Origin of the sequence: Bradyrhizobium centrolobii (genome assembly GCF_001641635.1) — a bacterium.
In the GTDB taxonomy this organism is placed as follows: domain Bacteria; phylum Pseudomonadota; class Alphaproteobacteria; order Rhizobiales; family Xanthobacteraceae; genus Bradyrhizobium; species Bradyrhizobium centrolobii.
In genome coordinates this window covers 1-26203 of the sequence record NZ_LUUB01000107.1, presented here as the reverse complement: position 1 = coordinate 26203, position 26203 = coordinate 1, and the positions used below count along the sequence as shown (strand labels likewise).

The 26203-nt window shown below is 64.4% G+C and carries 27 protein-coding genes; 18 read left to right on the top strand and 9 right to left on the bottom strand.

Features of this window, described 5'->3' with window-relative positions; translation table 11 throughout:
• Positions 1-82 precede the first annotated feature (82 nt).
• From AYJ54_RS39230 to AYJ54_RS39215, 4 genes are all read left to right on the top strand, one after another.
• Positions 83-481 carry a metallopeptidase family protein gene (locus AYJ54_RS39230; protein ID WP_063707854.1) on the top strand — a complete coding sequence of 133 codons (399 nt, stop codon included), beginning with the start codon at positions 83-85 and terminating at the stop codon, positions 479-481.
• Positions 482-561: 80 nt separating this feature from the next.
• Entirely contained in the window at positions 562-1167 is a 606-nt protein-coding gene (gene leuD, locus AYJ54_RS39225; protein WP_063707853.1) for a 3-isopropylmalate dehydratase small subunit, read from the top strand.
• Positions 1168-1249: 82 nt separating this feature from the next.
• A complete protein-coding gene (locus AYJ54_RS39220; RefSeq protein ID WP_063707852.1) occupies positions 1250-2035 on the top strand; it encodes a glycosyltransferase family 32 protein in 786 nt (261 codons plus the stop codon).
• Positions 2036-2380: 345 nt separating this feature from the next.
• Positions 2381-2800 (top strand): hypothetical protein, encoded by a 420-nt coding sequence (locus AYJ54_RS39215; protein WP_063707851.1) that lies wholly within the window; start codon positions 2381-2383, stop codon positions 2798-2800.
• A gap of 64 nt (positions 2801-2864) precedes the next feature.
• On the opposite strand, the gene AYJ54_RS39210 is transcribed toward AYJ54_RS39215, so the two are convergent.
• Both AYJ54_RS39210 and AYJ54_RS39205 read right to left on the bottom strand, forming a co-directional pair.
• Complete coding sequence (locus tag AYJ54_RS39210) at positions 2865-3173, bottom strand: barstar family protein (RefSeq protein WP_063707850.1); 309 nt, start codon at positions 3171-3173, stop codon at positions 2865-2867.
• Positions 3174-3203: 30 nt separating this feature from the next.
• Positions 3204-4085 carry an HpcH/HpaI aldolase/citrate lyase family protein gene (locus AYJ54_RS39205; RefSeq protein ID WP_063707849.1) on the bottom strand — a complete coding sequence of 294 codons (882 nt, stop codon included), beginning with the start codon at positions 4083-4085 and terminating at the stop codon, positions 3204-3206.
• A gap of 112 nt (positions 4086-4197) precedes the next feature.
• Between AYJ54_RS39205 and AYJ54_RS39200 the strand changes: the two genes are divergently transcribed.
• The gene (locus AYJ54_RS39200; RefSeq protein WP_063707848.1) at positions 4198-4842 is read left to right on the top strand and encodes a carbonic anhydrase; all 645 of its coding nucleotides are present in this window, start codon (positions 4198-4200) and stop codon (positions 4840-4842) included.
• A 222-nt stretch (positions 4843-5064) separates the two neighbouring features.
• On the opposite strand, the gene AYJ54_RS39195 is transcribed toward AYJ54_RS39200, so the two are convergent.
• Complete coding sequence (locus AYJ54_RS39195; protein ID WP_063707847.1) at positions 5065-6099, bottom strand: aspartate-semialdehyde dehydrogenase; 1035 nt, start codon at positions 6097-6099, stop codon at positions 5065-5067.
• A 116-nt stretch (positions 6100-6215) separates the two neighbouring features.
• Here AYJ54_RS39195 and AYJ54_RS39190 point away from each other — a divergent pair, with 116 nt between their 5' ends.
• Positions 6216-7004, top strand: a complete 789-nt coding sequence (locus tag AYJ54_RS39190; protein WP_063707846.1) for a hypothetical protein — start codon at positions 6216-6218, stop codon at positions 7002-7004.
• A gap of 156 nt (positions 7005-7160) precedes the next feature.
• Complete coding sequence (locus AYJ54_RS39185; RefSeq protein WP_063707845.1) at positions 7161-7529, top strand: hypothetical protein; 369 nt, start codon at positions 7161-7163, stop codon at positions 7527-7529.
• Positions 7530-7700: 171 nt separating this feature from the next.
• Here the strand turns inward: AYJ54_RS39185 and leuB are convergent, their stop codons facing one another.
• Positions 7701-8813 (bottom strand): 3-isopropylmalate dehydrogenase, encoded by a 1113-nt coding sequence (gene leuB, locus AYJ54_RS39180; RefSeq protein WP_063707936.1) that lies wholly within the window; start codon positions 8811-8813, stop codon positions 7701-7703.
• A gap of 234 nt (positions 8814-9047) precedes the next feature.
• On the opposite strand from leuB, the gene AYJ54_RS39175 reads away from it, so the two are divergent.
• The gene (locus AYJ54_RS39175) at positions 9048-10259 is read left to right on the top strand and encodes a YbfB/YjiJ family MFS transporter (protein ID WP_063707844.1); all 1212 of its coding nucleotides are present in this window, start codon (positions 9048-9050) and stop codon (positions 10257-10259) included.
• A gap of 108 nt (positions 10260-10367) precedes the next feature.
• On the opposite strand, the gene AYJ54_RS39170 is transcribed toward AYJ54_RS39175, so the two are convergent.
• The 4 genes from AYJ54_RS39170 to AYJ54_RS39155 form a co-directional block, all read right to left on the bottom strand.
• Complete coding sequence (locus AYJ54_RS39170) at positions 10368-11150, bottom strand: molybdopterin-binding protein (RefSeq protein WP_063707843.1); 783 nt, start codon at positions 11148-11150, stop codon at positions 10368-10370.
• Positions 11151-11161: 11 nt separating this feature from the next.
• The gene (locus AYJ54_RS39165) at positions 11162-11791 is read right to left on the bottom strand and encodes a cytochrome b/b6 domain-containing protein (protein ID WP_063707935.1); all 630 of its coding nucleotides are present in this window, start codon (positions 11789-11791) and stop codon (positions 11162-11164) included.
• 183 nt (positions 11792-11974) lie between these two features.
• Positions 11975-12529, bottom strand: a complete 555-nt coding sequence (locus tag AYJ54_RS39160) for a fasciclin domain-containing protein (protein ID WP_063707842.1) — start codon at positions 12527-12529, stop codon at positions 11975-11977.
• Positions 12530-13033: 504 nt separating this feature from the next.
• Positions 13034-13795: an SDR family oxidoreductase gene (locus AYJ54_RS39155; RefSeq protein ID WP_063707841.1), complete on the bottom strand. Its 762-nt coding sequence runs from the start codon at positions 13793-13795 to the stop codon at positions 13034-13036.
• Between the two features lie 100 nt (positions 13796-13895).
• On the opposite strand from AYJ54_RS39155, the gene AYJ54_RS39150 reads away from it, so the two are divergent.
• Positions 13896-15425, top strand: coding sequence for a malonate--CoA ligase (locus AYJ54_RS39150; protein WP_063707840.1), 1530 nt, complete (start codon positions 13896-13898; stop codon positions 15423-15425).
• A 248-nt stretch (positions 15426-15673) separates the two neighbouring features.
• Here AYJ54_RS39150 and AYJ54_RS39145 read toward each other — a convergent pair whose 3' ends face one another.
• A complete protein-coding gene (locus AYJ54_RS39145; protein WP_063707934.1) occupies positions 15674-16534 on the bottom strand; it encodes a sulfite exporter TauE/SafE family protein in 861 nt (286 codons plus the stop codon).
• Positions 16535-16641: 107 nt separating this feature from the next.
• On the opposite strand from AYJ54_RS39145, the gene AYJ54_RS39140 reads away from it, so the two are divergent.
• The 9 genes from AYJ54_RS39140 to AYJ54_RS53115 all read left to right on the top strand — a co-directional run bounded on the left by AYJ54_RS39140 (position 16642) and on the right by AYJ54_RS53115 (position 25550).
• Positions 16642-17559 (top strand): LysR family transcriptional regulator, encoded by a 918-nt coding sequence (locus AYJ54_RS39140; protein WP_063707839.1) that lies wholly within the window; start codon positions 16642-16644, stop codon positions 17557-17559.
• 457 nt (positions 17560-18016) lie between these two features.
• The gene (gene sdhC / locus AYJ54_RS39135; RefSeq protein ID WP_063707838.1) at positions 18017-18415 is read left to right on the top strand and encodes a succinate dehydrogenase, cytochrome b556 subunit; all 399 of its coding nucleotides are present in this window, start codon (positions 18017-18019) and stop codon (positions 18413-18415) included.
• A complete protein-coding gene (gene sdhD / locus AYJ54_RS39130; protein ID WP_063707837.1) occupies positions 18412-18816 on the top strand; it encodes a succinate dehydrogenase, hydrophobic membrane anchor protein in 405 nt (134 codons plus the stop codon). Before sdhC ends, sdhD begins: the two co-directional genes overlap by 4 nt.
• Positions 18817-18819: 3 nt before the next feature.
• Complete coding sequence (sdhA, locus tag AYJ54_RS39125) at positions 18820-20655, top strand: succinate dehydrogenase flavoprotein subunit (protein WP_063707836.1); 1836 nt, start codon at positions 18820-18822, stop codon at positions 20653-20655.
• A gap of 130 nt (positions 20656-20785) precedes the next feature.
• A complete protein-coding gene (locus AYJ54_RS39120; protein WP_063707835.1) occupies positions 20786-21568 on the top strand; it encodes a succinate dehydrogenase iron-sulfur subunit in 783 nt (260 codons plus the stop codon).
• A gap of 191 nt (positions 21569-21759) precedes the next feature.
• Positions 21760-23898 (top strand): hybrid sensor histidine kinase/response regulator, encoded by a 2139-nt coding sequence (locus AYJ54_RS39115; RefSeq protein WP_063707834.1) that lies wholly within the window; start codon positions 21760-21762, stop codon positions 23896-23898.
• 57 nt (positions 23899-23955) lie between these two features.
• Positions 23956-24813, top strand: coding sequence for an FkbM family methyltransferase (locus AYJ54_RS39110; RefSeq protein WP_136624237.1), 858 nt, complete (start codon positions 23956-23958; stop codon positions 24811-24813).
• 24 nt (positions 24814-24837) lie between these two features.
• Positions 24838-25224: a VOC family protein gene (locus AYJ54_RS39105; RefSeq protein ID WP_063707832.1), complete on the top strand. Its 387-nt coding sequence runs from the start codon at positions 24838-24840 to the stop codon at positions 25222-25224.
• Between the two features lie 83 nt (positions 25225-25307).
• The gene (locus tag AYJ54_RS53115; RefSeq protein ID WP_063707933.1) at positions 25308-25550 is read left to right on the top strand and encodes a hypothetical protein; all 243 of its coding nucleotides are present in this window, start codon (positions 25308-25310) and stop codon (positions 25548-25550) included.
• The last annotated feature ends 653 nt before the right edge of the window (positions 25551-26203 follow it).

The window sequence follows — 26203 nt, the reverse complement described above, 5'->3', positions numbered from 1 at the left end:
CGTTTTCGCGGGCGGCGTCAACTCTTCGTCCCATCCTATAAAGCTGGATGCATCGCTACGGAACCCGCGGTAAGGAGAGAGCATGTGGACGGAATTGAAAGCGCCCTCGCTGGCCGAGATGGAGGTGGTGGCGCACGACATCTTCGAACGGCTGCCGGCGCAGTTTCGCGGCCTCTGCGAGGGCGTGATCATCCGGGTCGACGACTTCCCGACCGATGAGGTCCTGGACGAGATGGAATGCGAGAGCGAATTCGACCTGCTCGGCCTGTTCCAGGGCGTCGGCCTGCCGCAGCAGAGCCTTGGCGACGTGGCGCGGCTGCCCAACATGGTCTGGCTCTACCGCCGGCCGATCCTGGACTACTGGGCCGAGCATGAGGAAGCGCTCGGCCACATCGTCCGCCACGTGCTGATCCATGAAATCGGCCACCATTTCGGCCTGTCGGACGATGATATGGCGGCGATTGAGGCTCAAGCAGACTAGATCTGCCTAATTCGGCCTAGGATTCGGGCCCCGATCGCGATAAATACCTGTTCCCCTGACCTACCCCGGGAAGCGCAACCATGGACAAGTTCACTACGCTGGAAGGCGTCGCGGCGCCGCTGAAGATCATCAATGTCGACACCGACATGATCATTCCGAAGCAGTATCTTAAGACCATCAAGCGCACCGGCCTTGGCAAGGGGCTTTTCTCCGAGCAGCGCTACAAGGACGATGGCAGCGAGAATCCGGATTTCGTGCTCAACCAGCCGGCCTATCGCAACGCCAAGGTGCTGGTCGCCGGCGACAATTTCGGCTGCGGCTCGAGCCGCGAGCACGCGCCCTGGGCGCTGCTCGACTTCGGCATCCGCTGCGTGATCTCGACCTCGTTCGGCGACATCTTCTACAACAACTGCTTCAAGAACGGCATTCTGCCGATCCGCGTGAGCCAGGAAGACCTCGACAAGCTGTTCGATGATGCCGAGCGCGGTGCCAATGCGACGCTCACCATCGATCTGCCGAACCAGGAGATCCGCGGACCCGACGGCGGCAAGGTCAAGTTCGAGATCGACCCGTTCCGCAAGCACTGCCTGATCAACGGCCTCGACGACATCGGCCTGACGATGGAGAAGAAGTCCTCGATCGACACCTACGAGGAGAAGCTCAAGCGCGAGCGCGCCTGGGCCTGAGATCGGCTTTTCGGTTCGAGCCCCGGTGCCGTGAGCGCCGGGGCTTTTTCTTTGCTCTCGTTATCCCTTATAGCTTCCCTTCATGCTTCCCGACGTCGTCACCTTCTGGCATGGCCCGATGGATGCGCTGCGCCAGACCTGTCTGCGCTCGCAGCTCGCGGCCGGCCACAAGGTCACGGTCTACAGCTTCGACCCCATCCCCGGCCTGCCCACAGGCGTCGGCAACGCGGACGCCGAGGCGATCCTGCCGCATGCCTTCTCCGAACGGCTGCGGCCGCCGCAGCCGGATGGCGGCTGGCGCGACTGGACCACGCTGCAGTTCAGCGACTTCTTTCGCATGAAGCTGATGGCAAAGAGCCTCGGCCTCTGGCTCGACGCCGACGTGCTGCTGCTGAAGCCCGTCGAGATCGATCCCGTAAAACCGTACTTCGCCTGGGAGCGGCCACGCCAGCTCGGCAACTCCGTGATCTATCTGCCGGCGGAGCATGGCATCGTTCGCGCCTTCGAAGACCTGATGGAGCAGGAGGAGCTGACGCCCAACTGGCTGTCGCTGCGCCATCGCATCACCTTTGCGATGCGCCGCCTGCGCGGCGGCTCGAACCGTCTCTCCGACATCCGCGTCGCGATCTTTGGGCCTGCGGCGCTGACCGCGCTCGCGCGCCGTACCGGCGAATTACGGAATGCGCTGCCGAAGCAGTCGTTCTACGCCGTGCATGCCGAACCGAAGCTTTTCTTCGAGCCGTCGAGCTATCTCGGCCTCGTCACCAATCCCGACATCATCGGCCTGCACATCTCGCCCAAGGGCCGCGGCGGCCAGCCACCGATTCCGGGCAGCCTGTACGCGTGGGCGACGGAGAGGTTTCGCTAGTTCTATTCGTTGCGTAGCGCTCTCGTGTCCCGGACGCGGTTCACCTCTCCCGCATGCGGGGGAGGTCGGCGCGAAGCGCCGGGTGGGGGCTCTCTCCACACGGGGAGTATCTCGATAGCGGAAGCACCCCCACCCCAGCCCTCCCCGCAAGCGGCAGAGGGAGCGCACCGACTTTGCGGGCGCGACCAACTCAATTTCATCACGCTCCCACCTCGCGTGTCCCGAGTTCGGTGCGGCGCGCTGCACCGCGTCCGGGACACGAGAGCTGAATTTGATCCAGCGCAACGCGCATATGCACCATTGTGCTCTATTGGATCCAATTCACTCGTCCGAATGGAACCTCGCATGAGCACCGCAAGCAGGCCGTATCCCATCGTCCAGGACCTCATCGAGTCCTTTGCGAACTGGCTGAAGCATCGCCGCGAGCTGAACGAAATGCGGCAGCTCGATCGCGCCGATTTCGACCGGATCGCGAGCGATCTCAGGATCGCTCCCGATGATCTGGAGGAGCTGGTCCGTCACGGCCGGCACGCCGCCGACGAGCTGCCGAAAATGTTGGACCAGCTCGGCATCAGCGCGGAGCAACTCGGCCGCACGCAGCCACTGCTGCTGCGCGACATGGAGCGGGTGTGCGCGCTGTGCGGTCACAAGTCGCAGTGCGACCGCGATCTCGCCGATGGCACCGCCGCCGAGAATTATCAGGGCTATTGCGGCAACGCCTCGACGCTGGAGTCACTCGATCGCGACGCCACGACTACGCACTGACACCGTACCCGCGGGATCGGCTGATCCAGCGACGGGTGCTGCCCGTAGTTAAGCCGCAGTTGTCCTAATTAGCGATCCCAAGGCTGACGGCAACATCCTCGCCGGTTCGCGCAAGCCTACGAAGACGCGTGCTCTCAACTGCAGATGAAATCGCACGAATTAAGTCTATCACTTCGGGCGCAAGTTCGGCCGCATTCACGACCTTGATGACGTAGGGAGGCTTGAGGGCGTTGATTCCACCCGCAACCATAGAGTCCACAAACGCAACCACGTTTGACCCATGCCACTCCGGTGCTCCCAACGTCGCCTTGAGGGCTGATATGAAATCGAAAGGCGTTTTCCAACCGGTAGCGTCAAGCTCTATGGTGCGCATGGCAATGTGATAGGCTACCTAAGTTGGCCGCTAGCCCTTACCCATCGCGGCGATCGCGTCCGCGATCTCGATCGTGCGCCGGGCCATGTCGGCGTGCAGTCGCTCCACCATCGCACCATCGAGCCGGATCGCGCCGCGTGAGACGTTCTCCGGCAGTTCGAACGCCGCGATGATTTTTCGGGCGCGCGCGACTTCCTCATCAGGCGGCGTGAAGATCGCGTTGCAGGCCTCGATCTGCGACGGATGGATCAGCGTCTTGCCGTCGAAGCCGAGATCGCGGCCCTGCGCGCATTCGGTCGCAAAGCCATCGGAGTTGTTGATGTCGCTGTAGGGACCGTCGAGGATTTCGAGACCATGGGCGCGCGTCGCCAGGATGCAATGGGTGATCATCGGGATCATCGCGGCGCGGCCCGGCAGCATCCGGATGCGCGTCTCGCGCGAAATGTCGTTCGGTCCGAATACGAAGCCTGACAACCGCGTCTTCGGATCGCGCCCTGCTGCAGACAATTCGTCTGCATGCAGGACCGCACGCGCAGTCTCGATCATGGCCCAGACCCCGACCGTCGGCGCGGCGCCGAGTTCGGAAAGGCGGCGGCCGATCGTGTCGAGATCCTCGATGCTGGAGACCTTTGGAACCAGGATGCCGTCCGGCGACGCCTTGGCGGCCATCGCGACGTCATCGGCCCACCAGGGCGTGTCGAGACCGTTGGTACGGATCAGGATTTCCCGCCTGCCAAACCCCTTGGCCGCGATCGCGGCGGCGATCTGGTCGCGCGCCACCGCCTTGGCGTCGGGGGCGACGGAATCCTCGAGATCGAGGATCAGGCCGTCGGCCGGCAGGTTGCGCGCCTTTTCAAGGGCACGGGGGTTGGAGCCGGGCATGAACAGATGGCTGCGGCGCGGGCGGGTCATGCAAGCGTTCCTTCCGGGTTCCTCGAGTTGGGCTCTTGACCGAGCCGATAGCACTTGGCCTGCCTATTCGAAAGGCTTGTTCGCCCCTCGGGCATATGATTAGGCATAGGCCATGATCACGTTCCCTCAGCACTTGCTGGATGGCTACAAGGCCTTCGCCACCCAGCGGCTGCCGGCCGAGCAGAGCCGCTACCGCGAGCTGTCGGTGAAGGGACAGTCGCCTGAAGTGATGGTGATCGGCTGCTGCGACTCCCGCGTCTCGCCCGAAGTGATCTTCGACGTCGGCCCGGGCGAACTCTTCGTCGTCCGCAACATCGCCAATCTGGTGCCGGTGTATCAGCCCGATGAGAGCGCGCATGGCGTCTCGGCGGCGCTCGAATATGCCGTCACCGTGCTGCGCATCAAGCACATCGTGGTGCTCGGGCATGCGCAATGCGGCGGCATCCGCGCCTTCGTCGACAAGATCGAGCCGCTCACGCCGGGCGATTTCATCGGCAAATGGATGCAGATGTTCATCAAGCCCGGCGAAGTGGTCGAGCAGCGCGACCACGAAACCATGGCGCAATTCGTCGAGCGCATCGAGAAGGCCGCGGTGTTCCGCAGCCTCGAAAACCTGATGACTTTCCCGTTCGTGCGCAAGGCGGTCGACGCCGGCCAGATGCAGCTCCACGGCGCCTATTTCGGCGTCGCGGAGGGTTCGCTGTTCGTGCTCGACAAGGTCGCGAAGGAATTTCGCAGCGTCAAAGACGCGGCTTAGTCTTGTAGGGTGGGCTAACTAACCGCCGCGTCACATAAGATTGTCGTCCCGGACAAGCGCAAGCGCAGATCCGGGACCCAACTACAGGCCTGCGTTGTCGCGCGAGCTGGTAACCACGAATCTTCGCTAAACCACGTCCTGTGGTTGGGTCCCGGATCTGCGCTTCGCTCCGCTCGCTTGTCCGGGACGACGAGTTGGGGCCGGCAGCCGGACGATCCGTTTTTACGCGGCCTTCTTCTTCGCCGTAATCAGCTTGCGGTTGATCAGGACCTCGGCGATCTGGATCGCGTTCAGTGCGGCGCCCTTGCGCAGATTGTCGGACACGCACCACAGCGCGAGGCCGTTCTCCACCGTCGCATCCTCGCGGATGCGGCTGATATAGGTCGCGTCTTCACCTGCCGCCTCATAGGGCGTGGCGTAGCCGCCGGGCTCCTGCTTGTCGATGACGAGGCAGCCCGGCGCCTTGCGCAGGATGTCGCGCGCTTCATCGGCGGTGATCGGGTTGTCGAACTCGATGTTGACGGCCTCGGAGTGACCGACGAACACCGGCACGCGCACGCAGGTCGCCGAGAGCTTGATCTTGGGATCAAGGATCTTCTTGGTCTCCGCCATCATCTTCCACTCTTCCTTGGTGTAGCCGTCCTCCATGAAGACGTCGATGTGGGGGATGACGTTGAAGGCGATGCGCTTGGGGAATTTCTTCGCGATCAGCTCGTCATTGGTGTAGACGGCCTTGGTCTGCGAGAACAACTCGTCCATCGCATCCTTGCCGGCGCCCGACACCGATTGATAGGTCGAGACCACCACGCGCTTGATGGTCGCCTTGTCGTGCAGCGGCTTCAGCGCGACCACGAGCTGCGCGGTCGAGCAGTTCGGATTGGCGATGATGTTCTTCTTGGCAAAATCCTTGGTCGCGTCCGCATTCACTTCCGGCACGATCAGCGGCACGTCCGGATCCATGCGCCAGGCCGACGAGTTGTCGATCACGACCGCGCCGGCGGCGCCGATCTTCGGCGACCATTCCTTCGACACCGAACCGCCCGCCGACATCAGGCAGATGTCGATGTCGGAGAAGTCGTAATGCTCGAGCGCTTTGACCTTCAGGGTGCGGTCGCCATAGGAGACCTCGACGCCGACGCTGCGGCGTGATGCCAATGCCACGACCTCGTCCGCGGGAAATTTGCGCTCATCGAGGATGCCCAGCATTTCCCGTCCGACATTGCCGGTCGCGCCGACGACTGCGACTTTGTAACCCATCGTTCACTCTCCGATGAAAAAGCCCTTTCCTGAAGCTGACGCTTAAACAGGAAGAGCAGCGCTTCTATGCGAGAACCGGCCCCAAGACAACGTTGGACCATGCCTGAAGGCCGTGGATGCAGTCCCTCGAGGCCAGGATGGCCGCTACCCCCACCCGGACCAGTATCCATCTGGCGCTCGCCAGCTTCGCCGACGAGGTCGTCGGCACGCTGGCGCGCCTGTTCGCCTATGTGGGGGCTCTGGCGCTGCTTGCCATGCTCAGTCTTGCAGCCCTCGGCCAGTTGCCGGACCTGCGGGACGATGAGCCTGCGCTGAAACCGGGCTGGAGCGTTGCCGACCGCTCGCATCCGGCCTTTGCCCTCAGCCGGCTCGATTCATCCGAAAAATCAGCCTCTTACATCATCTCCCGGCATCCCGGCGGCGGCCGCAGGGACATGATGCGCTGGACCGGCGAGGCAGACAAGACCGTCGCCGAACTCGACATCTACCGGCCAGGCAGCGAATTCGACGCAGGCGTGCCGGCCTCTGCCGCCCTGGCCAGCCAGATGGGCGCGACGATGCCACTCGAGCAAGCCGGACTGATCGACACGAAATTCGGACCCGTCGCGCTGTTCCGCACCGCCGGGGCGGCAAAGGGGACGCCGTCGTGCCTTGGCTATTTCAAGGGCAGCGAGGACGCACCGCTCCAGATCTCCGGCTTCTCCTGCCAGGGCGACACCCTGCCCGCCCAACGCGCGGCGATCGCCTGCACACTGAACCGGCTGACCCTCCTGACATCGGGCAACGAGCCGAAGCTGGCGGAGTTGTTCGCCCATGCCGAGCTGAAGCGCCGCCCGTGCAGCCCGGCCGGATCGCCGGACTGGCTGTTAGGGGCCGAGAACGCGCAATTGCGCGGGACGCTCTGACCAGCACCAAGCTCAAGTCGCTGGTTTTCATGCAACTTTTGCCTGCGCGCACGATTATTCCGCCCTGGTGTGACCCAATAGACCTAGTTGCGGACGCCCTTGCCGGGCTAATATGGGGCGAAATCGATTGGCGGCTTGCCGCCTGAAGGGGACGTGATGAGCTCGAAATTCTCTGCCGCGAACAAATTGGCGATCTGGCTTGCGGCGAGCGCCGTCGTTGCCATGGGTTTTGCAACGTCGGCTTCGGCCCAGACCAAGAAGCAGCGCTATGACGAGAGCGCGAGCGGTCCCAACGCCGTCTATCAGCAGGGCCCGCGCACCCGCATCTATGTGAGCAAGCGTTCCTGGCTCGACGGCGGCACCGAGGTCAATCCGGGCGATCGCAAGTTCATGGATTACGCCTTCCCGCCGGCTATCGGCTATCCGACCTTCGCGCGCGAGAACAACAACCGCCCGATCGATCGCCAGCCGCTGAGCACGCCGGCTGACGTCGGCGGCTACCCGCGGAATTTCCCGCTGTACTGAGCGGCACGCGACTGACGGAAACGAAATGGCCGGGCTTGCGCCCGGCCATTTGCTTTTCTTCCGTCGTCATTCCGGGGCGATGCGCAGCATCGAACCCGGAATCTCGCGCCATAACTTCTGGATTCCGGGTTCGGCCGCTACGCGGCCGCCCCGGAATGACGCCATGCGTCGTTACGCGTGCAGCTTCTGCAATTCCTTCAGGATCGCTTCGCCCATCTGCGTGGTCGAGGCGGCCGTGGTGCCTTCCGACTTGATGTCGGCGGTGCGCAGGCCGCTCGCGAGCACGGCAGCGATCGCCTGATCGACCTTGTCGGCGAGCGTACCCATGTCGAAGGAGTAGCGCAGCGCCATCCCGAACGACGAGATCATCGCGATCGGATTGGCGAGGCCCTTGCCGGCGATGTCAGGCGCCGAGCCGTGCACGGGCTCGTACAGCGCCTTGCGCTTCTTGCTCTTGACGTCGACCTCGCCGAGCGAGGCCGAGGGCAGCATGCCGAGCGAGCCGGTCAGCATCGCCGCGATGTCGGAGAGCATGTCGCCGAACAGGTTGTCGGTGACAATGACGTCGAACTGCTTCGGCCACTTCACCAGCATCATGCCGCCGGAATCGGCGAGCTGATGCTCGAGCGTGACGTCGGCATATTCGCGCTTATGGACCTGGGTCACCACCTCGTTCCAGAGCACGCCCGACTTCATGACGTTGCGCTTTTCCATCGACGTCACCTTGTTGCGACGCTTCCTGGCGAGGTCGAAGGCGACGCGGGCGATGCGCTCGATTTCATAGGTGTCGTAGACCTGGGTATCGATGGCGCGCTTCTGGCCATTGCCGAGATCGGTGATGGTCTTGGGCTCGCCGAAATAGACGCCGCCGGTGAGCTCGCGCACGATGACGATATCGAGGCCCTCGACCGCCTCGCGCTTCAGGCTGGAGGCGTCGGCCAGCGCCGGATAGCACACGGCGGGACGCAGGTTGGCGAACAGGCCGAGATCCTTGCGCAGGCGCAGGAGGCCGGCTTCAGGGCGCACCTCGTAGGGCACTGCATCCCACTTCGGGCCGCCGACCGCGCCAAAAATCACGGCATCGGCGTCCTTGGCCTTGGCCATGTCGCCTTCGGAGATCGACACCTTGTGCGCGTCATAGGCGGCGCCGCCGACCAGTCCGCTGTCGGTCTCGAATTTGGCAATCCCTGCCGAATTGAGCCAGTCGATCAGCCGCTTCACCTCGCCCATCACCTCCGGGCCGATGCCGTCACCGGGGAGCAGCAGCAATTTGTGGGTCGCCATGGTCAGGTCCTTCTCAAATCTTGCCTCGTCATTCCGGGGCGCGAGCAAAGCGAGCGAGCTCGGAATCCATCGGGCCACAACACCGGCGGCGGAATGGATTCGGGGCGCGCGCCCCGGAATGACGGGTGGCCGGAGTGCTAGAGCGGCGTTGCGCGCTTGGCAAGACACCATTGCCGGGGCGTACCTGTGCAAGCCGCCCCTCGCCTGCCACACTCCAGGTCGCCGGAGTACCCCTTGCACGCCCCAGACCGCCGCCCCCAACCCGACGCGCATCCCGCGCGGCTGATCCTGACACTGTCGCTCGCCGCGACGGTCGGGCTCGGCATCGGCCGCTTTGCCTACGCGCTGGTCCTGCCGGACATGCGGGACAGCCTCAACTGGTCCTATTCGGCGGCCGGCTTCATGAACACCATCAATGCCGTCGGCTATCTCGTGGGCGCGCTGATGGCGTCCCGGCTGATCCGGCGGGTCGGCTGGTCGGTGGCGATCCGCGGCGGAACCGTGGCCTGCGTCGCCGCGCTCGCTACTTGCGCGCTGACCGGCAATTTCATCGCGCTGAGCCTGGCGCGACTGGTGCTGGGCCTGGGAGCAGCGGCCGGCTTCGTCGCCGGCGGCGCGCTGGCTGCCACCCTCGCGCAGTCACATCCCGAGCGGGCGAATTTCCTGCTCAGCCTGTTCTATGCCGGACCCGGCGTTGGCATCCTCGCCTCAGGGCTGATCGCGCCGTTCGCGCTCCAGTATTTCGGGCCGGGCTCGTGGTGGATCGTGTGGTGGGCGCTGACGCTGCTCTCTGCCGCTATGACGATCCCGCTGTTTTTGATCCGGATCGAGAGCAGGGCGCGCTTCACGGAAGGCAGCCACGCCTCTTTCGCGATCCCTCCCGTGCTGATCTATCTCGCCGGCTACTTTCTGTTCGGCGCGGGCTACATCGCCTACATGACCTTCATGATCGCCTATGTGCGCGATGCCGGCGGCGGTGCCGCGGCGCAGGCCGCGTTCTGGAGCCTGATCGGCGTCAGCGCCTTCGTCACGCCCTGGGTCTGGCGCGGCGTGCTCGCGCTCGATCGCGGCGGACTTGCCACCGCCATCATCCTCGGCACCAACGCGCTCGGCGCGGCTCTGCCGATCCTCGGAAATTCGACGGCGTGGCTGGCGATCTCTGCGGTGGTGTTCGGCGTCGCCTTCTTTGCCGTCGTCGGTTCGACCACGGCCTTCGTGCGCTTCAACTATCCGCATGAGGTGTGGCCGACCGCGATCGCGGCCATGACGATCTCGTTCGGTGTCGGCCAGACGCTCGGGCCGATCTTCGTCGGCGCGATCACTGATGCGCTGGGCAGCCTGTCCTATGCGCTGAATGTGTCGGCGGCGCTGCTTGCGCTTGGTGCGCTCGCGGCGTTGTGCCAGCGGAAGGTGGGGCCGAAAGACTCGGTGCTGGAGGTGGGTTAGCGAAGCGTAACCCACCACTTCTGTCACCGCGGAGACCAAAGAGGTGGGTTACGCCAGCGGACTGCGCTTCGCGCAGCCGCAGGGCTAACCCACCCTACAAATGCGGAGCTAGCTCCCACTGAACGAATTATACCCCTGATCTTCCCAATAGCCGCCCTTGTACTCGTTGGTGACTTCCATCGACACCACGTATTTCGGGTTCTTGAAGCCGAGCTTGGTCGGCACGCGGATCTTCATCGGGAAGCCATAGGCGCGCGGCAGGATCTCGCTCGCGTATTTGAACGTCATCTGCGTCTGCGGATGCAGCGCGCTGCGCATGTCGAGCGGCGAGTTGTAGCCGTCCTTGTCGGCGCACTGGAACCAGACATATTTCGCGCGGGTGTCGGCGCCGATCAGCTTGAGAAAGTCGCGCAAGGGCGTACCGGTCCAGCTGCCGATCGCGCTCCAGCCCTCGACGCAGATGTGGCGGGTGATCTGCGTCACCTGCGGCAACTTGTAGAGTTCCGGAAGCGTCCAGGACTTCTTGTTGTCGACGAGGCCGCGCACCTCGAGCTTCCAGTCGTCGGCGTCGATCTCGGGCGCGTCGTCGAGATCATAGTAGGCGTTGAACGGGAACGGCTTCGTGATCGCGCTCTCCGGGAAGGTCGGCGCCAGTGCGTCCGGATTGAACATCCACGCCTGCACCGCATCGTTGAACTTCGACACCTTCGCCAGCATGGTTTCGGCTGAGGACGAATCGATGACATCGCAGCCGGTAAGCAGCGTCAGCGCGCCGAGGCTCGCTCCGCCCGCGATGAAGCGGCGGCGGGTGAAATCCGGCATCGCCTTGATGGAGTCCTTGATCAGCAGCCGCTTGTCGACGCCGGGGATCAGGAACGAACGCTTGGCCATGGTTCTCCTCCTCAGCGGCCGATGACCATGGCGCGCAGGCTCTTCGGCACGAGCAGCGCCAGCGCAACGTGGATCACGAGGAAGACGCAGATCGCGGCCATGCAGAAGAAATGAACGTAGCGCGCGGTCGGATAGTCGCCGAACAGCATCACCAGATAGTAGAGCTGCACCGGCTTCCAGATCGACAGGCCGGACAGGACAATGAGGATGCCGACCACGATGATGCCGGCATAGAGCAGGCGCTGGACGTAATTGTAGACGGTGAGGTCGTCATGGCTGAGCTTGAAGGTCAGCGCCGCCTTGACGTCACCGATCACGCCCGCAGGTGAGATCGGCAGCAGCTTCCTGCGGAAGCGGCCGGTGGCTAGCCCGGTGATGAGATAGGCGAGCCCGTTGATCATGAGCAGCCACATCGCGGCAAAGTGCCAGAGCAGTGCGCCGCCGAGCCAGCCACCGAGGGTGATGTCGCGGGAGAAGCTGAAGTTGAACAGCGGCGAGGCGTTGTAGATCTGCCAGCCCGACATGATCATCAGGATCATGGCGAGGGCGTTGATCCAGTGCATGACCCGGACCCAGGCCGGCTGGATCACTTTGGCCGGGGTGGCCCTGACCTGCTCGTCGGTTACGGTGAGGCTCGACATGATGGTTCCGTTCTGGTCGTCGTGTGTCAGTAGATATACGCCGGTCATTCCGCTTTCGTTACGCCCCGCCCGCTATCGAATCGATGCCGGCGAGCTATCGTGGTCACAATAAAGCGAGCCGGGTGCCCCCGGCTCGCCGTTTCGCCGCATCCTGTCTGGGGGATGAAACAGGCCTGCGCGGTGTTACGTCGCCGGCATCAGTACGGTGTCGACTACGTGGATCACGCCGTTCGACTGGTTGACGTTGGTGATCGTCACCATCGAAGTGCCGCCCTTGGCGTCGACGATCCAGGTCTTGCCGTCCATCTTCTTGACCGTGAGTTCCTCGCCTTCGGCGGTCTTCAGCTTCTTGCCGTCGGTGAGATCGGAGGCCTCGAGCTTGCCGGGCACGACATGGTAGGTGAGGATCTTGGTCAGCGTCGCCTTGTTCTCGGGCTTGACCAGGGTGTCGACGGTGCCGGCCGGCAGCTTGCCGAAGGCGGAGTTGGTCGGTGCGAACACCGTGAACGGGCCCTTGCCTTCCAGCGTCTGCACGAGACCGGCCGCCTTCACCGCCGCCACCAGCGTGGTGTGGTCCTTCGAGTTGACGGCATTCTGGATGATGTTCTTGGAGGGGAACATCGCCGCGCCGCCGACCATGACGGTCTTCTCCTCGGCGCGGACGGGTGCGACGACGGTCGCGGTGATGGCCAGGGCGCTGAAAGCCGCGGCAGCGAGATAGGCAATGCGCTTCGACATGAAGAGTCTCCCGATTGGATTGTGACCGGCAGTGGCCGGCGTTCGAGTTGGGTAACAACGGCGACTGCGACCGTTTGACGTGGGGCAGCAGCGTCGTTGGCCCGAACTACGGGAGGATTTGCGAGACGGTTTCGGACGAAAACTCTTTGTGATGCGTGAAACTTTGCGGGAGGCATTTCGTGTGATGGCATGACTGCGCCACGTTCTCCACTGTCGTCCCGGGGCGCGACGAAGTCGCGAGCCCGGGACCCATAGCCCCAGGGAGAAGTTGTGGCGCGGACTGATAACCACGAGTCTTCGCCAAACCCAATCCTGTGTTATGGGTCCCGGATCTGCGCTTACGCTTGTCCGGGACGACGAGTGGAGAATGTGGCGCGTGCTACGCACCTCGGCGCTGTAGGGTGGGCAAAGGCGCGAACGCGCCGTGCCCACCATCCTTCCACGATTGAGATGCGCGTGCTGGGCACGCTTCGCTTTGCACACCCTACAGGACTACGTGTGCTGCTAGTCCCTGCTTTGCGGCGTCTGAATGAACCCGCGATTGTACGTCGGGCTGATCAGCAGCTCGTTGATGCAGACGCGCGGCGGCATGCTCGCGATGAACGCGATGGTGCGGCCCAGATCTTCGGATTGCAGCATCCTGGCCTGCTCTTCCTCGCTCGGCACGACGGGGCGCAGCTTCAGGATTGGGGTAGCGACCTCACCCGGCATCAGGCAGCAGGCGCGCAGGCCGTTGACGCATTCGTCCATGTTGAAGGAGTGGGTCAGCGCCAGCACTGCATGCTTGGTGGTGGTGTAGGCCGGGCCCGGCATCTTCGAGACGTGACGGCCGGCCCAGGACGAGACGTTGATGATCGAACCGTCCTGCTGCTTGCGCATCGTCGGCAGCACCGCGCGCATGCAATAGAGCACGCCGTTGAGATTGACCTGGACGAGCTTGTCCCAGCCCTCCAGTTCCAGGTCATTCCAGCTCCGCTTGGGGACATTGATGCCGGCATTGTTCACGAGCAGGTCGATGCGGCCATGCTTCGCGACGATTTGATCGGCCGCCTTCTGGGCGTCGGCGGCAACCGAGACGTCGAGCGCCACGGCCTCGGCCGCCCCGCCCGCCTTGGCGATCTTCGCAACCACCGCACCCAGGGCATCCTTGCGCCGGCCGGATACCACCACCGTCCAGCCATCGGCCGCGAGCGCCTCGGCGCCGGCCTCCCCGATCCCGCTGCCGCCGCCGGTGACCCAGGCCACGCGTTTCCCGTTTTTGGTCATGCAAACTGTCTCCGTTGCTTCTTTGGGGCGGTTTTTGCTAATCCAGCCCTCGGTTTTGACCGGCCTTGTTTTACAAGCCCTGCGGTCGAGGAAATCTTGCATGAACCAACCAGCCAACGCCAACCTGTTTTCCCGCCTGTTCGACGGCCTCGACAGCCCTGCGCGCCTCGCGATCGAGACGCATGACGGGGGCCGCATCAGCTATGGCGATCTGATCGCGCGCGCTGGGCAAATGGCGAATGTGCTGGTCGCGCGCGGCGTCAAGCCCGGCGACCGCGTCGCGGTGCAGGTGGAGAAATCCGTCGCCAACATCGTGCTGTATCTGGCGACCGTGCGGGCCGGTGCGGTCTACCTGCCGCTCAATACTGCCTATACGCTGAACGAGCTCGACTACTTCATCGGCGATGCCGAGCCTTCGCTGGTGGTCTGCGATCCCTCAAAGGCCGAGGGTCTCGCCCCGATCGCCGCCAAGGTGAAGGCCAAGGTCGAGACGCTCGGGCCCGACGGCAAGGGCTCGCTGACGGAAGCCGCCGACAACGCGAGCAGCGAATTCACCACGGTGCCGCGCGCGGGCGACGATCTCGCCGCCATCCTCTACACGTCCGGCACCACCGGCCGTTCCAAGGGCGCGATGCTCACCCACGACAATCTCGCATCGAACTCGCTGAGCCTCGTCGGGTACTGGCGCTTCACCGACAAGGACGTGCTGATCCACGCGCTGCCGATCTATCACACCCACGGCCTGTTCGTGGCGACCAACGTGACGCTGTTTGCCCGGGCGTCGATGATCTTCCTGCCGAAGCTCGACTCCGAGCTCATCATCAAGCTGATGGCGCGCGCCACGGTGCTGATGGGCGTGCCGACCTTCTACACGCGCCTCTTGCAAAATCCCGCGCTGTCGCGCGAGACGACCAAGCAGATGCGGCTGTTCATCTCCGGCTCGGCGCCGCTGCTCGCCGAGACCCACCGCGAATGGTCGGCGCGCACGGGCCATGCGGTGCTCGAACGCTACGGGATGACCGAGACCAACATGAACACGTCGAACCCCTATGACGGTGAGCGCGTGCCCGGCGCGGTCGGCTTCCCGCTGCCCGGCGTCTCCGTGCGCGTCACCGATCCCGAGACCGGCAAGGAGCTGCCGCGCGACGAGATCGGCATGATCGAGGTCAAGGGCCCCAACGTGTTCAAGGGCTACTGGCGCATGCCGGAGAAGACGAAATCCGAATTCCGTCCCGACGGCTTCTTCATCACTGGCGACCTCGGCAAGATCGACGCCCAGGGCTATGTTCATATTCTCGGCCGCGGCAAGGATCTCGTGATCTCCGGTGGCTTCAACGTCTATCCGAAGGAAATCGAGACCGAGATCGACACCATGCCCGGCGTGATCGAGTCCGCCGTGATCGGCGTGCCGCATGCCGATTTCGGCGAGGGCGTGACTGCCGTCGTCGTCTGCAACAAGGGGGCTGACGTCAGCGAATCGTCGGTGCTCAAGGCACTCGACGGACGGCTGGCAAAATTCAAGATGCCCAAGCGCGTCTTCGTCGTCGACGAGCTGCCGCGCAACACGATGGGCAAGGTGCAGAAGAATATTCTGCGGGATACGTACAAGGATATTTACGCGAAGAAATAGGTCCGACGTAACTGCAGGACCGCGCCGCACTCCCGCCGTCGTCCTGGCGAAAGCCAGGAACCCATTACCCCAGGGAGAAGTTGTGGCGCGAGCTGCTAAACGCCCCACACACTGTCATCCCGGCTTGACCGGGGCATCTAGTACGCCGCGGCCTCTCGGTTCAATCACTGCCGTCTCTGGAATACTGGATTGCCCGCCTACGCGGGCAATGACACCTGAGTGCGTGGCGTGCACTTTGCCCAAGCTCATCATTGTCCGCCCACCAGGCTCATCACAAACCTGCTGCCGACAATGAACAGATAGCCGCCGAACGCGACTTCCAGCGTGCGCTTGGACATCGCATGCGCCGCTTTCACGCCGAGCGGCGCTGTGACGAGGCTCATGGGCATCACCAGCACGGCGCCGATCAGCGAGACGTAACCGAGCGCGAACGGGACTTGCAGGGCTGCGACGGCGGGATAGGTCGCCGCGGCCGGCCAGCCGGCATAGATGTAGCCGAGCGCGCCGGGGATCGAGATCAGCACGGCGAGCGCGGACGAGGTCGCGACCGCCTGATGGATCGGACGGCCGTAGAAGGTCATCAGCAGGTTCGAGAACAGGCCACCGCCGATCCCCATCAGCGTCGACAGGATGCCGACGCAGAAGCCGTAAACGCGCATCAAGGGGCCCTTCGGCAGGTCGTCGCCGAACTTCCAGGTCTCGCGCGCGAAGATGAGTCGCGTGGCGGCCGAATAGGCGACGCAGACGAACACGATCTTGAACAGCCGCTCCGGCGCGTAGCGCGCGATCACGCTACCGGCGACGACGCCGGTCACGATCGGCAGCCACCAGACGCGCAGGATGCTCATGTCGACCGCACCGCGCTTGTAGTGCGCCTGGAACGAACGGATCGAGGTCGGGATGATCACGGCGAGCGATGTGCCGACGCAGAGCGGCATCCTCACCTCCAGCGGCACGCCGGCGATGCGGAAGCATTCGTAGAACACCGGCACCAGGATGGCGCCGCCGCCGATACCGAACAAGCCGGCGAGGAAGCCGGAGAGCGCGCCGACCACGATCAGCAGCAGCGCCAGCTCCACGATCTCCGCAATATCAAGGCCCGCCATCAGCACGTCCAAGCTTGGTTCCCAATTGTCGGACGTCCATAGACCCTTTCACATTCCGCGACTATGCGCGAGGCTGGGTAGGCTAGCTTGCGAATCGTGGAAGGATGAGCATGGACCAGCTCGAGGCCATGGCGACCTTCGTCCAGGTGGTGGACGCCGGAAGCCTGTCCGCTGCGGCGAGGGCGTTGCCGAGTTCGCTGACATCGGTGAGCCGGCAGATCACCGCGCTGGAGCAGCATTTCGGCACGCGCCTCTTGGTGCGAACGACGCGACAGCTGGCGCTCACGGAAGAGGGGCGCATCCTCTATGAGCGCGCCCGATCGATCCTCGGCGATGTCAGGGAGATCGAGGAAGCGCTGGCGGGCACGCGCGGGGAGCCGTCGGGACGCCTGCGCGTCAGCGCACCATCATTGATGGGACGCCTGCTGATTTCACCGCTGCTGGGGAACTTCCTGTGCCGCTATCCATCGCTCTCGGTCGAGCTGTTGCTGGTCGATCGCCGCGTCGAGCTGGTCGAGGAGGATGTCCATCTGGCGCTCCGTGTCGGACGGTTGCCGGATTCGCAGCTCGTCACGCGAAAGCTGGCCGAGGTGCAGATGATCCATTGCGCTTCGCCGGACTATCTGGCGCGCTGCGGCACGCCGCAGGCTCCATCGGATCTTCTCCAGCATGACTGCCTCGTGTTTTCCGACACGCCGGGCGTTGCCCTTTGGCGATTCGGTCGCGATGCGAAGACCGCGTCCCGGGTGCGCATATCGGGCCGGCTCTGGGTCAACAGCCTCGATGCGCTTGTCACGGCCGCGCGGAACGGCGCAGGCATCGTCCGCGTGCCGTCGTGGCAGGTCGACGCGGAGCTGGCCGAAGGGCGGCTGTGCCGCGTCCTCAGGGAGTACGAGCCGGCGGCCGCGCCGCTTCATGCGCTTTATGAGCCGTCTCGTCGAGGATCGGCGAAAATCCGGGCCTTCGTGGATTTCCTCGTCGAACACTGGCGCAAGAACCGCCCCTTCGATTCGGCGGAGTGCGAGTAAGTCCGTCCGCGGATTCCGGCCGGCGCAATCGCAGGTGTCCGGTTAAGTCTTCTGGCTGGGTGGATTGCGGGATGCGCATATCCCTCGCGATGCCGGACAGTGACGGGACACGCCACGTGACGAGGGCCTCGGGAGCGGCGGCCCTGGTTCGGCTCGGAACCTCGATGCAAAAGCGAAAGACCTCGCGGCAATGGCTTTAGAGGCGTTCCAATAGTGATTTCAATGCGGATTGAGGTGGCTCCGAAAGAAATGATTCTATGTTCGTTACTTTAGGCAAGAGTGGCGCTCTGGTATACCAAGCCCCTGATCAGCCTTGTTTCTCATGGTTGTAGCAATGAACCGGCGTTCGCTTTATGGCGATTTGGTGATTGCGTGGATAGATTCGACTCCGTAAATAGGGCCGACCTTTCGCGATCCCCGCGCGCCCTTGCTGGGCCGCAATAAAACATCAAAGCCCATGACCGCACGGATCGAACGACCGCTTTCACCACACCTGCAAACCTACCGCTGGACGCTGACGATGGCGCTGTCCATCGTCCACCGCGCCACCGGTATTGCCCTGTATGTTGGAACCCTGCTGCTCGCCTGGTGGCTGATCGCAGCCGCCTCGGGCCCCGCGGCGTATGCCAACGTCCAGGCTTTCACCGGCAGCATCATCGGGCGCCTGATCGTGTTCGGCTACACTTGGGCGCTGATGCACCATATGTTGAGCGGCATCCGGCACTTCGTGTGGGACCTCGGCTTTGGTTTCAAGGCCAATGAGCGCGAGGCGCTGACCTGGGCCGCGCTGATCGGCGGCATCGTGCTGACGGTGCTGATCTGGATCATCGCCTACGCGATCGGAGGTGGACGATGAGCTCGACCGATACGCCGAAGCGCAGCATGCGCACCCCGCTCGGCCGCGTCCGCAATCTCGGCGCCGCGCATTCGGGCACGTCCGATTTCTGGCGCCAGCGCCTCACCGGTGTCGCGATGACGCTCCTCATGATCCCGGTGCTGGTGATCATCATGATGCTGCTCGGCCGCAACCAGGCCGGCGCCGCGCAGATTCTCGGCTCGCTGCCGATCGCAGTGATCATGCTGCTCTTCATCATCGCCAGCGCCTGGCACATGAAGATCGGCATGCAGGAGGTGATCAACGACTACGTCCATAACGAGAAGCTGAAGCTCGTTTCGATGATGCTCAACAATTTCTTCTCGATCGCCGTGGCGCTCGCCTCGATCTACGCGATCCTGAAACTGTCCTCCGGAGTGTAACCCATGGCCGCAGCGACGAATGGCAAGGGCAACGGCGCTCCCGCCACCAACGGAAAAGCCTACCCGATCGAAGACCACACCTATGACGTCGTCGTGGTCGGCGCCGGCGGCGCGGGCTTGCGCGCCGTGGTCGGCTGCAGCGAGGCCGGCCTGCGCACGGCCTGCATCACCAAGGTATTCCCGACGCGCTCGCATACGGTCGCGGCACAGGGCGGCATTTCTGCCTCGCTCGGCAACATGCACAAGGACGACTGGCGCTGGCACATGTACGACACCGTGAAGGGGTCGGACTGGCTCGGCGACCAGGACGCGATCGAATACATGGTGCGCAACGCGCCCGAGGCGGTCTACGAGCTCGAGCATTGGGGCGTGCCGTTCTCGCGCACCGAGGACGGCAAGATCTATCAGCGCCCGTTCGGCGGCATGACCATGGACTACGGCAAAGGCCAGGCGCAGCGCACCTGCGCCGCCGCCGACCGCACCGGCCACGCCATGCTGCACACGATGTACGGCCAGTCGCTGCGTCACGCGGCCGAGTTCTTCATCGAGTTCTTCGCCATCGACCTGATCATGGACGACCAGGGCGTCTGCCGCGGCGTGATCGCGCTCAAGCTCGACGACGGCACGCTGCACCGCTTCCGCGCCCAGACCACGATTCTGGCGACCGGCGGCTACGGCCGCGCCTATGCCTCCTGCACCTCGGCGCACACATGCACCGGTGACGGCGGCGGCATGGTGCTGCGCGCAGGCCTGCCGCTGCAGGATATGGAGTTCGTGCAGTTCCACCCGACCGGCATCTACGGCTCGGGCTGTCTCGTTACCGAAGGCGCGCGCGGCGAAGGCGGCTATCTCGTCAACTCCGAAGGCGAGCGCTTCATGGAGCGCTACGCGCCGTCGGCCAAGGACCTCGCCTCGCGTGACGTCGTCTCGCGCGCGATGACCATCGAGATCCGCGAAGGCCGCGGCGTCGGCAAGAAGAAGGACCACATCTTCCTGCATCTCGACCACCTCGATCCCGCGGTGCTGGCCGAGCGGCTGCCGGGCATCTCCGAATCCGCAAAGATCTTCGCCAATGTCGACGTGACGCGCGAGCCGATCCCGATCGTGCCGACCGTGCACTACAACATGGGCGGCATCCCGACGAACTATCACGGCGAGGTGCTGACCAAGAAGGACGGCGACGACAACGCCGTGATCCCCGGCCTGATGGCGATCGGCGAAGCGGCCTGCGTCTCCGTGCACGGCGCCAACCGCCTCGGCTCCAACTCGCTGATCGACCTCGTGGTGTTCGGCCGCGCCGCCGCGTTGCGGCTGGCCGAAAAACTCACGGCCAATGCCAGCCAGCCGGAGCTGCCGGCGAACTCGGCCGAAATGGCGCTCGGCCGCCTCGACCATTACCGCTACGCCTCCGGCGGCACGCCGACCGCGAAGCTGCGCGAGGGCATGCAGCACGTGATGCAGAACAACTGCGCCGTGTTCCGCACCGGCGAAGTTTTGAGCGAAGGCCAGAACCTGATCCAGAAGGTCCACAGCGGCATCACCGACATCGCCGTCTCCGACCGCTCGCTGGTGTGGAATTCCGACCTGGTCGAGACGCTCGAGTTCGACAATCTGATCTCGCAGGCGGTGGTGACGATGAACTCGGCCGCCAACCGCACCGAGAGCCGCGGCGCGCATGCCCGCGAGGATTTTGCCGAGCGCGACGACAAGAACTGGATGAAGCACACGCTGGCCTGGCTGGATGACGCCGGCAAGGTCAAGATCGAGTACCGTCCGGTGCACAACTACACCATGACCAACGACGTGCAGTACATCCCGCCGAAGGCGCGCGTGTACTGATCAAGACTCGTCATGCGCGGGCTTGACCCGCGCATCCATCTTCCAAAAGGGATGGATTGCCGGACTCTTGGGTGAAGACGTGCTTCGCGCTTTAGCCCGGCTGTGACGCGGAGAACCAGAGGCAGGACTAATGGTTGAATTCGCACTTCCGAAGAACTCGAAGATATCAGGCGGCAAGACCTGGCCGAAGCCCGCGGGCGCGACTGAGCTTCGCGAATTCCGCGTCTATCGCTGGAACCCGGACGACGGCAAGAATCCGAGCATCGACACCTATTACGTCGACACCAACGACTGCGGTCCGATGGTGCTGGACGGCCTGATCTGGATCAAGAACCACATCGACCCGTCGCTGACCTTCCGCCGGTCCTGCCGCGAAGGCGTGTGCGGTTCCTGCGCCATGAACATCGACGGACAGAACACGCTCGCCTGCACCCGCTCGATGCACGACGTGAAGGACGGCGCGGTGAAGATCAATCCGCTGCCGCACCAGCCCGTCGTCAAGGACCTCGTCCCCGACCTCACCAATTTCTACGCGCAGTATGCTTCCGTCGAGCCGTGGCTGAAGACGACCTCGCCGACGCCGCAGAAGGAATGGCGCCAGAGCCACGAGGATCGCGAGAAGCTCGACGGCCTCTACGAGTGCATCCTCTGCGCCTGCTGCTCGACCTCGTGCCCGAGCTACTGGTGGAACAGCGAGCGCTATCTCGGCCCCGCCGCGCTGCTCCAGGCCAACCGCTGGGTCTCCGATTCCCGCGACGAGGCGACCGGCGAGCGGCTCGACAATCTCGAGGACCCGTTCCGGCTCTACCGCTGCCACACCATCATGAACTGCGCCAAGGCCTGCCCGAAGGGCCTAAACCCGGCGGAGGCCATTGCCGAGCTGAAGCTCAAGATGGTCGAGCGACAGATCTAGCCTTATTTTCATGCTTCGATCCCCGGCCGGGACGGCCGGGGCGTGCTGCGGTCAGCGCCAGTTTGAGTAGAATTTGCCGCGACCCGCGTCGCGGGCGAATCGGCGGATTACAACCAAAGGTTCCAGTCACAAGCCGCTTCCTTCCTTACGGGAAATTCAAGTAAGCTCTCCGGTGAGGGACCGGAGCGACTGTGCAGGGAGCGCAACGCAACTCGCTGAGGTTGTTGCAGTGGATGATGGTTGCATCCCTGGCGCTGCCGATTGCGCTGTTCGTGATCGCCTCCACGATCTCCTACACCTCGACCAGGGACATCGCCGACCGCGAGATCGAGCGCACGCTCGATGTCGCGCATGAGCATGCGCTCAAGGTGTTCGAGACCATTGACCGCAGCCTCGCCGAACTCAACGAGGTCGTGCGCGGCATTCCCGACGACGTCGTCCGCTCACGCGAGCCGACGCTACACCGCCGCCTGAAGCGGCTGACCGATTCGCTGCCGCAGCTCAAATCGGCCTGGATTTTCGACGCGGAAGGACGATCGCTGGTCAACAGCCTCGCCTCGCCGCCGCCGGAGCTGATCTTCGCCGACCGGGATTACTTCTATGCCCATGTTGACCAGAACATCGGCACCTATATCGGCACGCCCCTGACGCCGCGGGCGCCCTATCAGGGCGCCCGCTTCTTCGGGGTGAGCCGCCGCCGCGATTCCGACGACGGCCGCTTCGTCGGTGTGATCCAGGCGTCCGTCCTGCCGGAATATTTCGAGAGCTTCTACGCCCGGATCGGCTCCGATCCCGGCAGCTTCTTCGCCATGGGCCGCACGGACGGCGTGGTGCTGGCGCATTTTCCGCAGCTCGACCGTGACGTCCGGCTCGATCCCAGCGGACCGGTCGGCCAGAAGATCGCGGCCAGCCCCGACCACGGCCTCATCACCATCGCCTGGCCGTCGGACGGCATCGAGCGGCGCATCGGCTACCGGCGCGTCGCCGAATATCCGATCTATGTCAGCGCCGGGCTGGAAACCTCGGCGATCCGCGCGCGCTGGTACGCCACGATGGGCCAGCATCTGGTGTTCGGCGTTCCCGCCACCGCGCTGCTGTTTCTGCTGCTGGCGCTGGCGTTCCGGCGCACGCAGCATCTCCAGGCCGAAGCCGCCCGGCGGCGCGAGGCCGAAGAGGCGCTCAAGCACAGCCAGCGCCTGGAAGCGCTCGGACAGCTCACCGGCGGCGTCGCGCACGACTTCAACAACCTCCTCACCGTGATCCGCGCCTCCGTCGACCTCCTGAGCCGGCCGCAGCTGCCGGAGGAGCGACGCCAGCGCTACATCACCGCCATCGCGGACGCGGTGGCGCGCGCCGCCAAGCTGACTTCGCAGCTCCTCGCCTTCGCACGGCGGCAGACCTTGAAGCCGGAGGTATTCGACATCGGCACGCGAATGCAATCGCTGCACGACATGCTCGCCACACTGCTCGGACCGGCCATCGAGATCACGATGCGGCTGCCGGCGGAGCCTTGCCTCGTCAATGCCGATGCCGGCCAGTTCGAGACGGCGCTGATCAACATGGCGACCAATGCGCGCGACGCCATGCAGGGCAGGGGCAAAATCGCCTTCACCGTGCAGGCGGCGACAACCGTTCCGGACACCTTGGCGCACCACGCCGGCAGCCGGGGCTTTGTCAGCATCGCGGTCAGCGATACCGGTGTCGGCATTCCCGCAGGCCAGATCGGACACATCTTCGAGCCGTTCTTCACCACCAAGCAGGTCGGCCACGGCACCGGTCTCGGCCTGTCGCAGGTGTTCGGCTTCGCCAGGCAGTCCGGCGGCGAGGTGACGGTGGAGAGCGAGGTCGCCCAGGGCAGCACCTTCTCGCTCTATCTGCCGCGTATGCCGCCGGAGGTGCTGCCGCAACGGCAGGCCCCCAACACCGCGCCGGCCATGACCGGCAGCGGCATCTCGGTGCTGGTGATCGAGGACAATATCGAGCTCGCCAACTTCGCCGCCGACGGCCTCACCGAGCTCGGTTACAGCATCACGCTGGTCGACAATGCCACCGACGCACTCGCGGAGCTGGTCATCGATGCCGGTCGCTTCGATGTCGTATTCTCGGATGTCGTGATGCCCGGCATGACCGGGCTCGATCTGGCGCAGGCGATTCGCGATCGCAGCATCGGCGTGCCGGTCGTGCTGACCACGGGCTACAGCGAGGCGCTGTCACAGGACGGCATCGCGGGCTTCGATCTCGTGCAAAAGCCCTACTCGATCGAGGAACTGTCGCGCGTGCTGCACCGGACCGCACGCCTGCGCCGGGTGCGGGACGGCGCGGCCGAGTGAATTTGCGAGTCGATGGGGTAACGGGGCCGGCCGTTGGAGTCCCCGGCAAAACCGGCTATGCATGCGCCACTTGCAACGAGGACAGCCTGCTTGACTCCCGACCACGACCCTTCGCCCGCGCCGTTCGGCGCGTTTGCGCCGAATGCGGCGCAGGCCGCGATCATCCGCCTCGCAAAACAGTCGGGGCTGAAGCGCGGCGCGTTCCGTCCATGGTTGTCGCGGCTGGTCAACCTGATGCGCGGCGGTCCGGTCGACGTGAGCTATCAGGGCGCCTCGTTCCGCTTCTATCATCAGGGCAGCGCGACCGAGCGCGGCGCGCTGTTCAATCCCGACTACAATCTCGACGAGCTTGACTTCCTGCGCCAGCACACGCCCGCTGGCGGCGTGTTCGTCGACGTCGGCGCCAATGTGGGCACGTTCGCGCTGGTGATGGCGCACCAGGTCGGGCCGCAGGGCAAGGTCGTCGCAATCGAGCCGCATCCCACGACCTTCGCGCGGCTCTCTTTCAACCACGCCGCATCGAGAGCCACGCAGGTTCGCCTGGTGCAGGCCGCCGCGGGCGACAGCGACGGCGAGTTGATGATCGAGACCGGCGGCGGCAATCTCGGCGCCAGTCGCGTCGTCACAGGCACAGCCAGCGCTGATGCCATCAATGTGCCGTCGTTGCGGCTGACACGGATCCTCGACGAGGCCGGCGTTACAAAGGTCGATGCGCTGAAGATCGACGTCGAAGGTTTTGAGGATCGCGTGCTGATCGGCTTCTTCAGGGATGCGCCGCCCTCATTGTGGCCCCGCGCTGTGGTGATCGAGCATCTGTCACAAAACGAATGGCGCAAGGATTGTATTGCGGACATGGTCGCGCGCGGCTTTGCGATTACGCGCAGGACGCGGAGCAACACGTTCCTGTCACGCTGACGACGACGAACAACGGAGGTTGCGATGATCGATCACATGGGCTTCCCGGTCTCCGACTATGAGCGCGCGAAAGCGTTCTACACCAAGGCGCTGGCGCCGCTCGGCTACAGCCTGATCATGGAAGTGACGCAGGAGCAGACCGGCCACGATCCGGCCGCAGGCTTCGGCGCCGACGGCAAGCCGGATTTCTGGATCGGCGGCGAAGGCGCGCTGAACAAGCCGGTGCATGTCGCGATCCTGGCGAAAGACCGCGCCACGGTCGACGCCTTCTACAAGGCGGCGATCGCAGCGGGCGGCCGCGACAACGGAGCGCCCGGCATTCGCGCGCATTATCATCCGAACTATTATGGTGCCTTCGTGCTCGATCCCGACGGCCACAACATCGAGGCCGTCTGTCACGCGCCGGAATAAAGCGGCTCCGACGCCACGCGAGAAGGAACATCGAGGCGGCGTCATCGTTGTCGTACTCTGGACAACTGATCGCGATGGTGCCGATGCCGATCGAACCGCCCGAGATTCCGCCGGCCACACCGGGGACTCCGACCGAGCCTCCGCCGGGAATCCCGCCGGGCAATCCGCAGCCCGACATCGTGCCACCGACGCGTGAGCCCGGCGAATCGCCGCGGCCGGATGAATTGCCCGGCCATATCCCCGAAGAGATTCCACGACGCGGACCGAACGGACCGCCCTCGCCGAATCCCGCGACGGATGCAAATTCGTCGCAGCATCTCATATAAAGCGAACGACCACATATGAGGCGATTGCAACCAGCATCTGAATGCGCAATGAACATCGATCGTATGACATGATTTGCATGCAGAAATAAATCGAGCCGCGATGTCTTCGCCCGCCACAATGCGGCCTAACGCGTAGCTGTTCATCACTCAACTTCGTCAAAGAACCTTCCGGGGAATTTCACGACATGACTGACCTTCGCTTCGTGCTGCTTGCCACGACGGCTCTGACCGCGATGCAATTCGCAAGTTCCGCATCGCACGCGCAAAGCGCGCCGCCGCTCGTGGTTGCGCAGGCCCAGACGCAAGAGACGGGGCCTGACGGAAAACCGAAGCAGCCGCCGAAGGAGCAACCGAAGGGTCCGCCGGCACAACAACCGCCTGGCGCTCGCCCCGCACCGACCCCGCCGCCGGCAGCCCCCCAGCGTCCGAGCGCGCCGCCGCCAACGGCTGCGCCTCCGCATGCCCCAACGCCGCCTCCGCCGCCACCAGCGCCCGCTCGGCCGACGCCTCCGCCGCCCCCTGCGACGCATCAGGCACCTCCTCCGCCGCCGCCTGCGGCCCCGAAGCAGCCGTCTCCGCCCCCGGCAGCGGCACCGCAGCAGCATGCGCCGACGCCAACCCCGCCGCCTCCGGCCGCACCGCCCGCGCGCGTC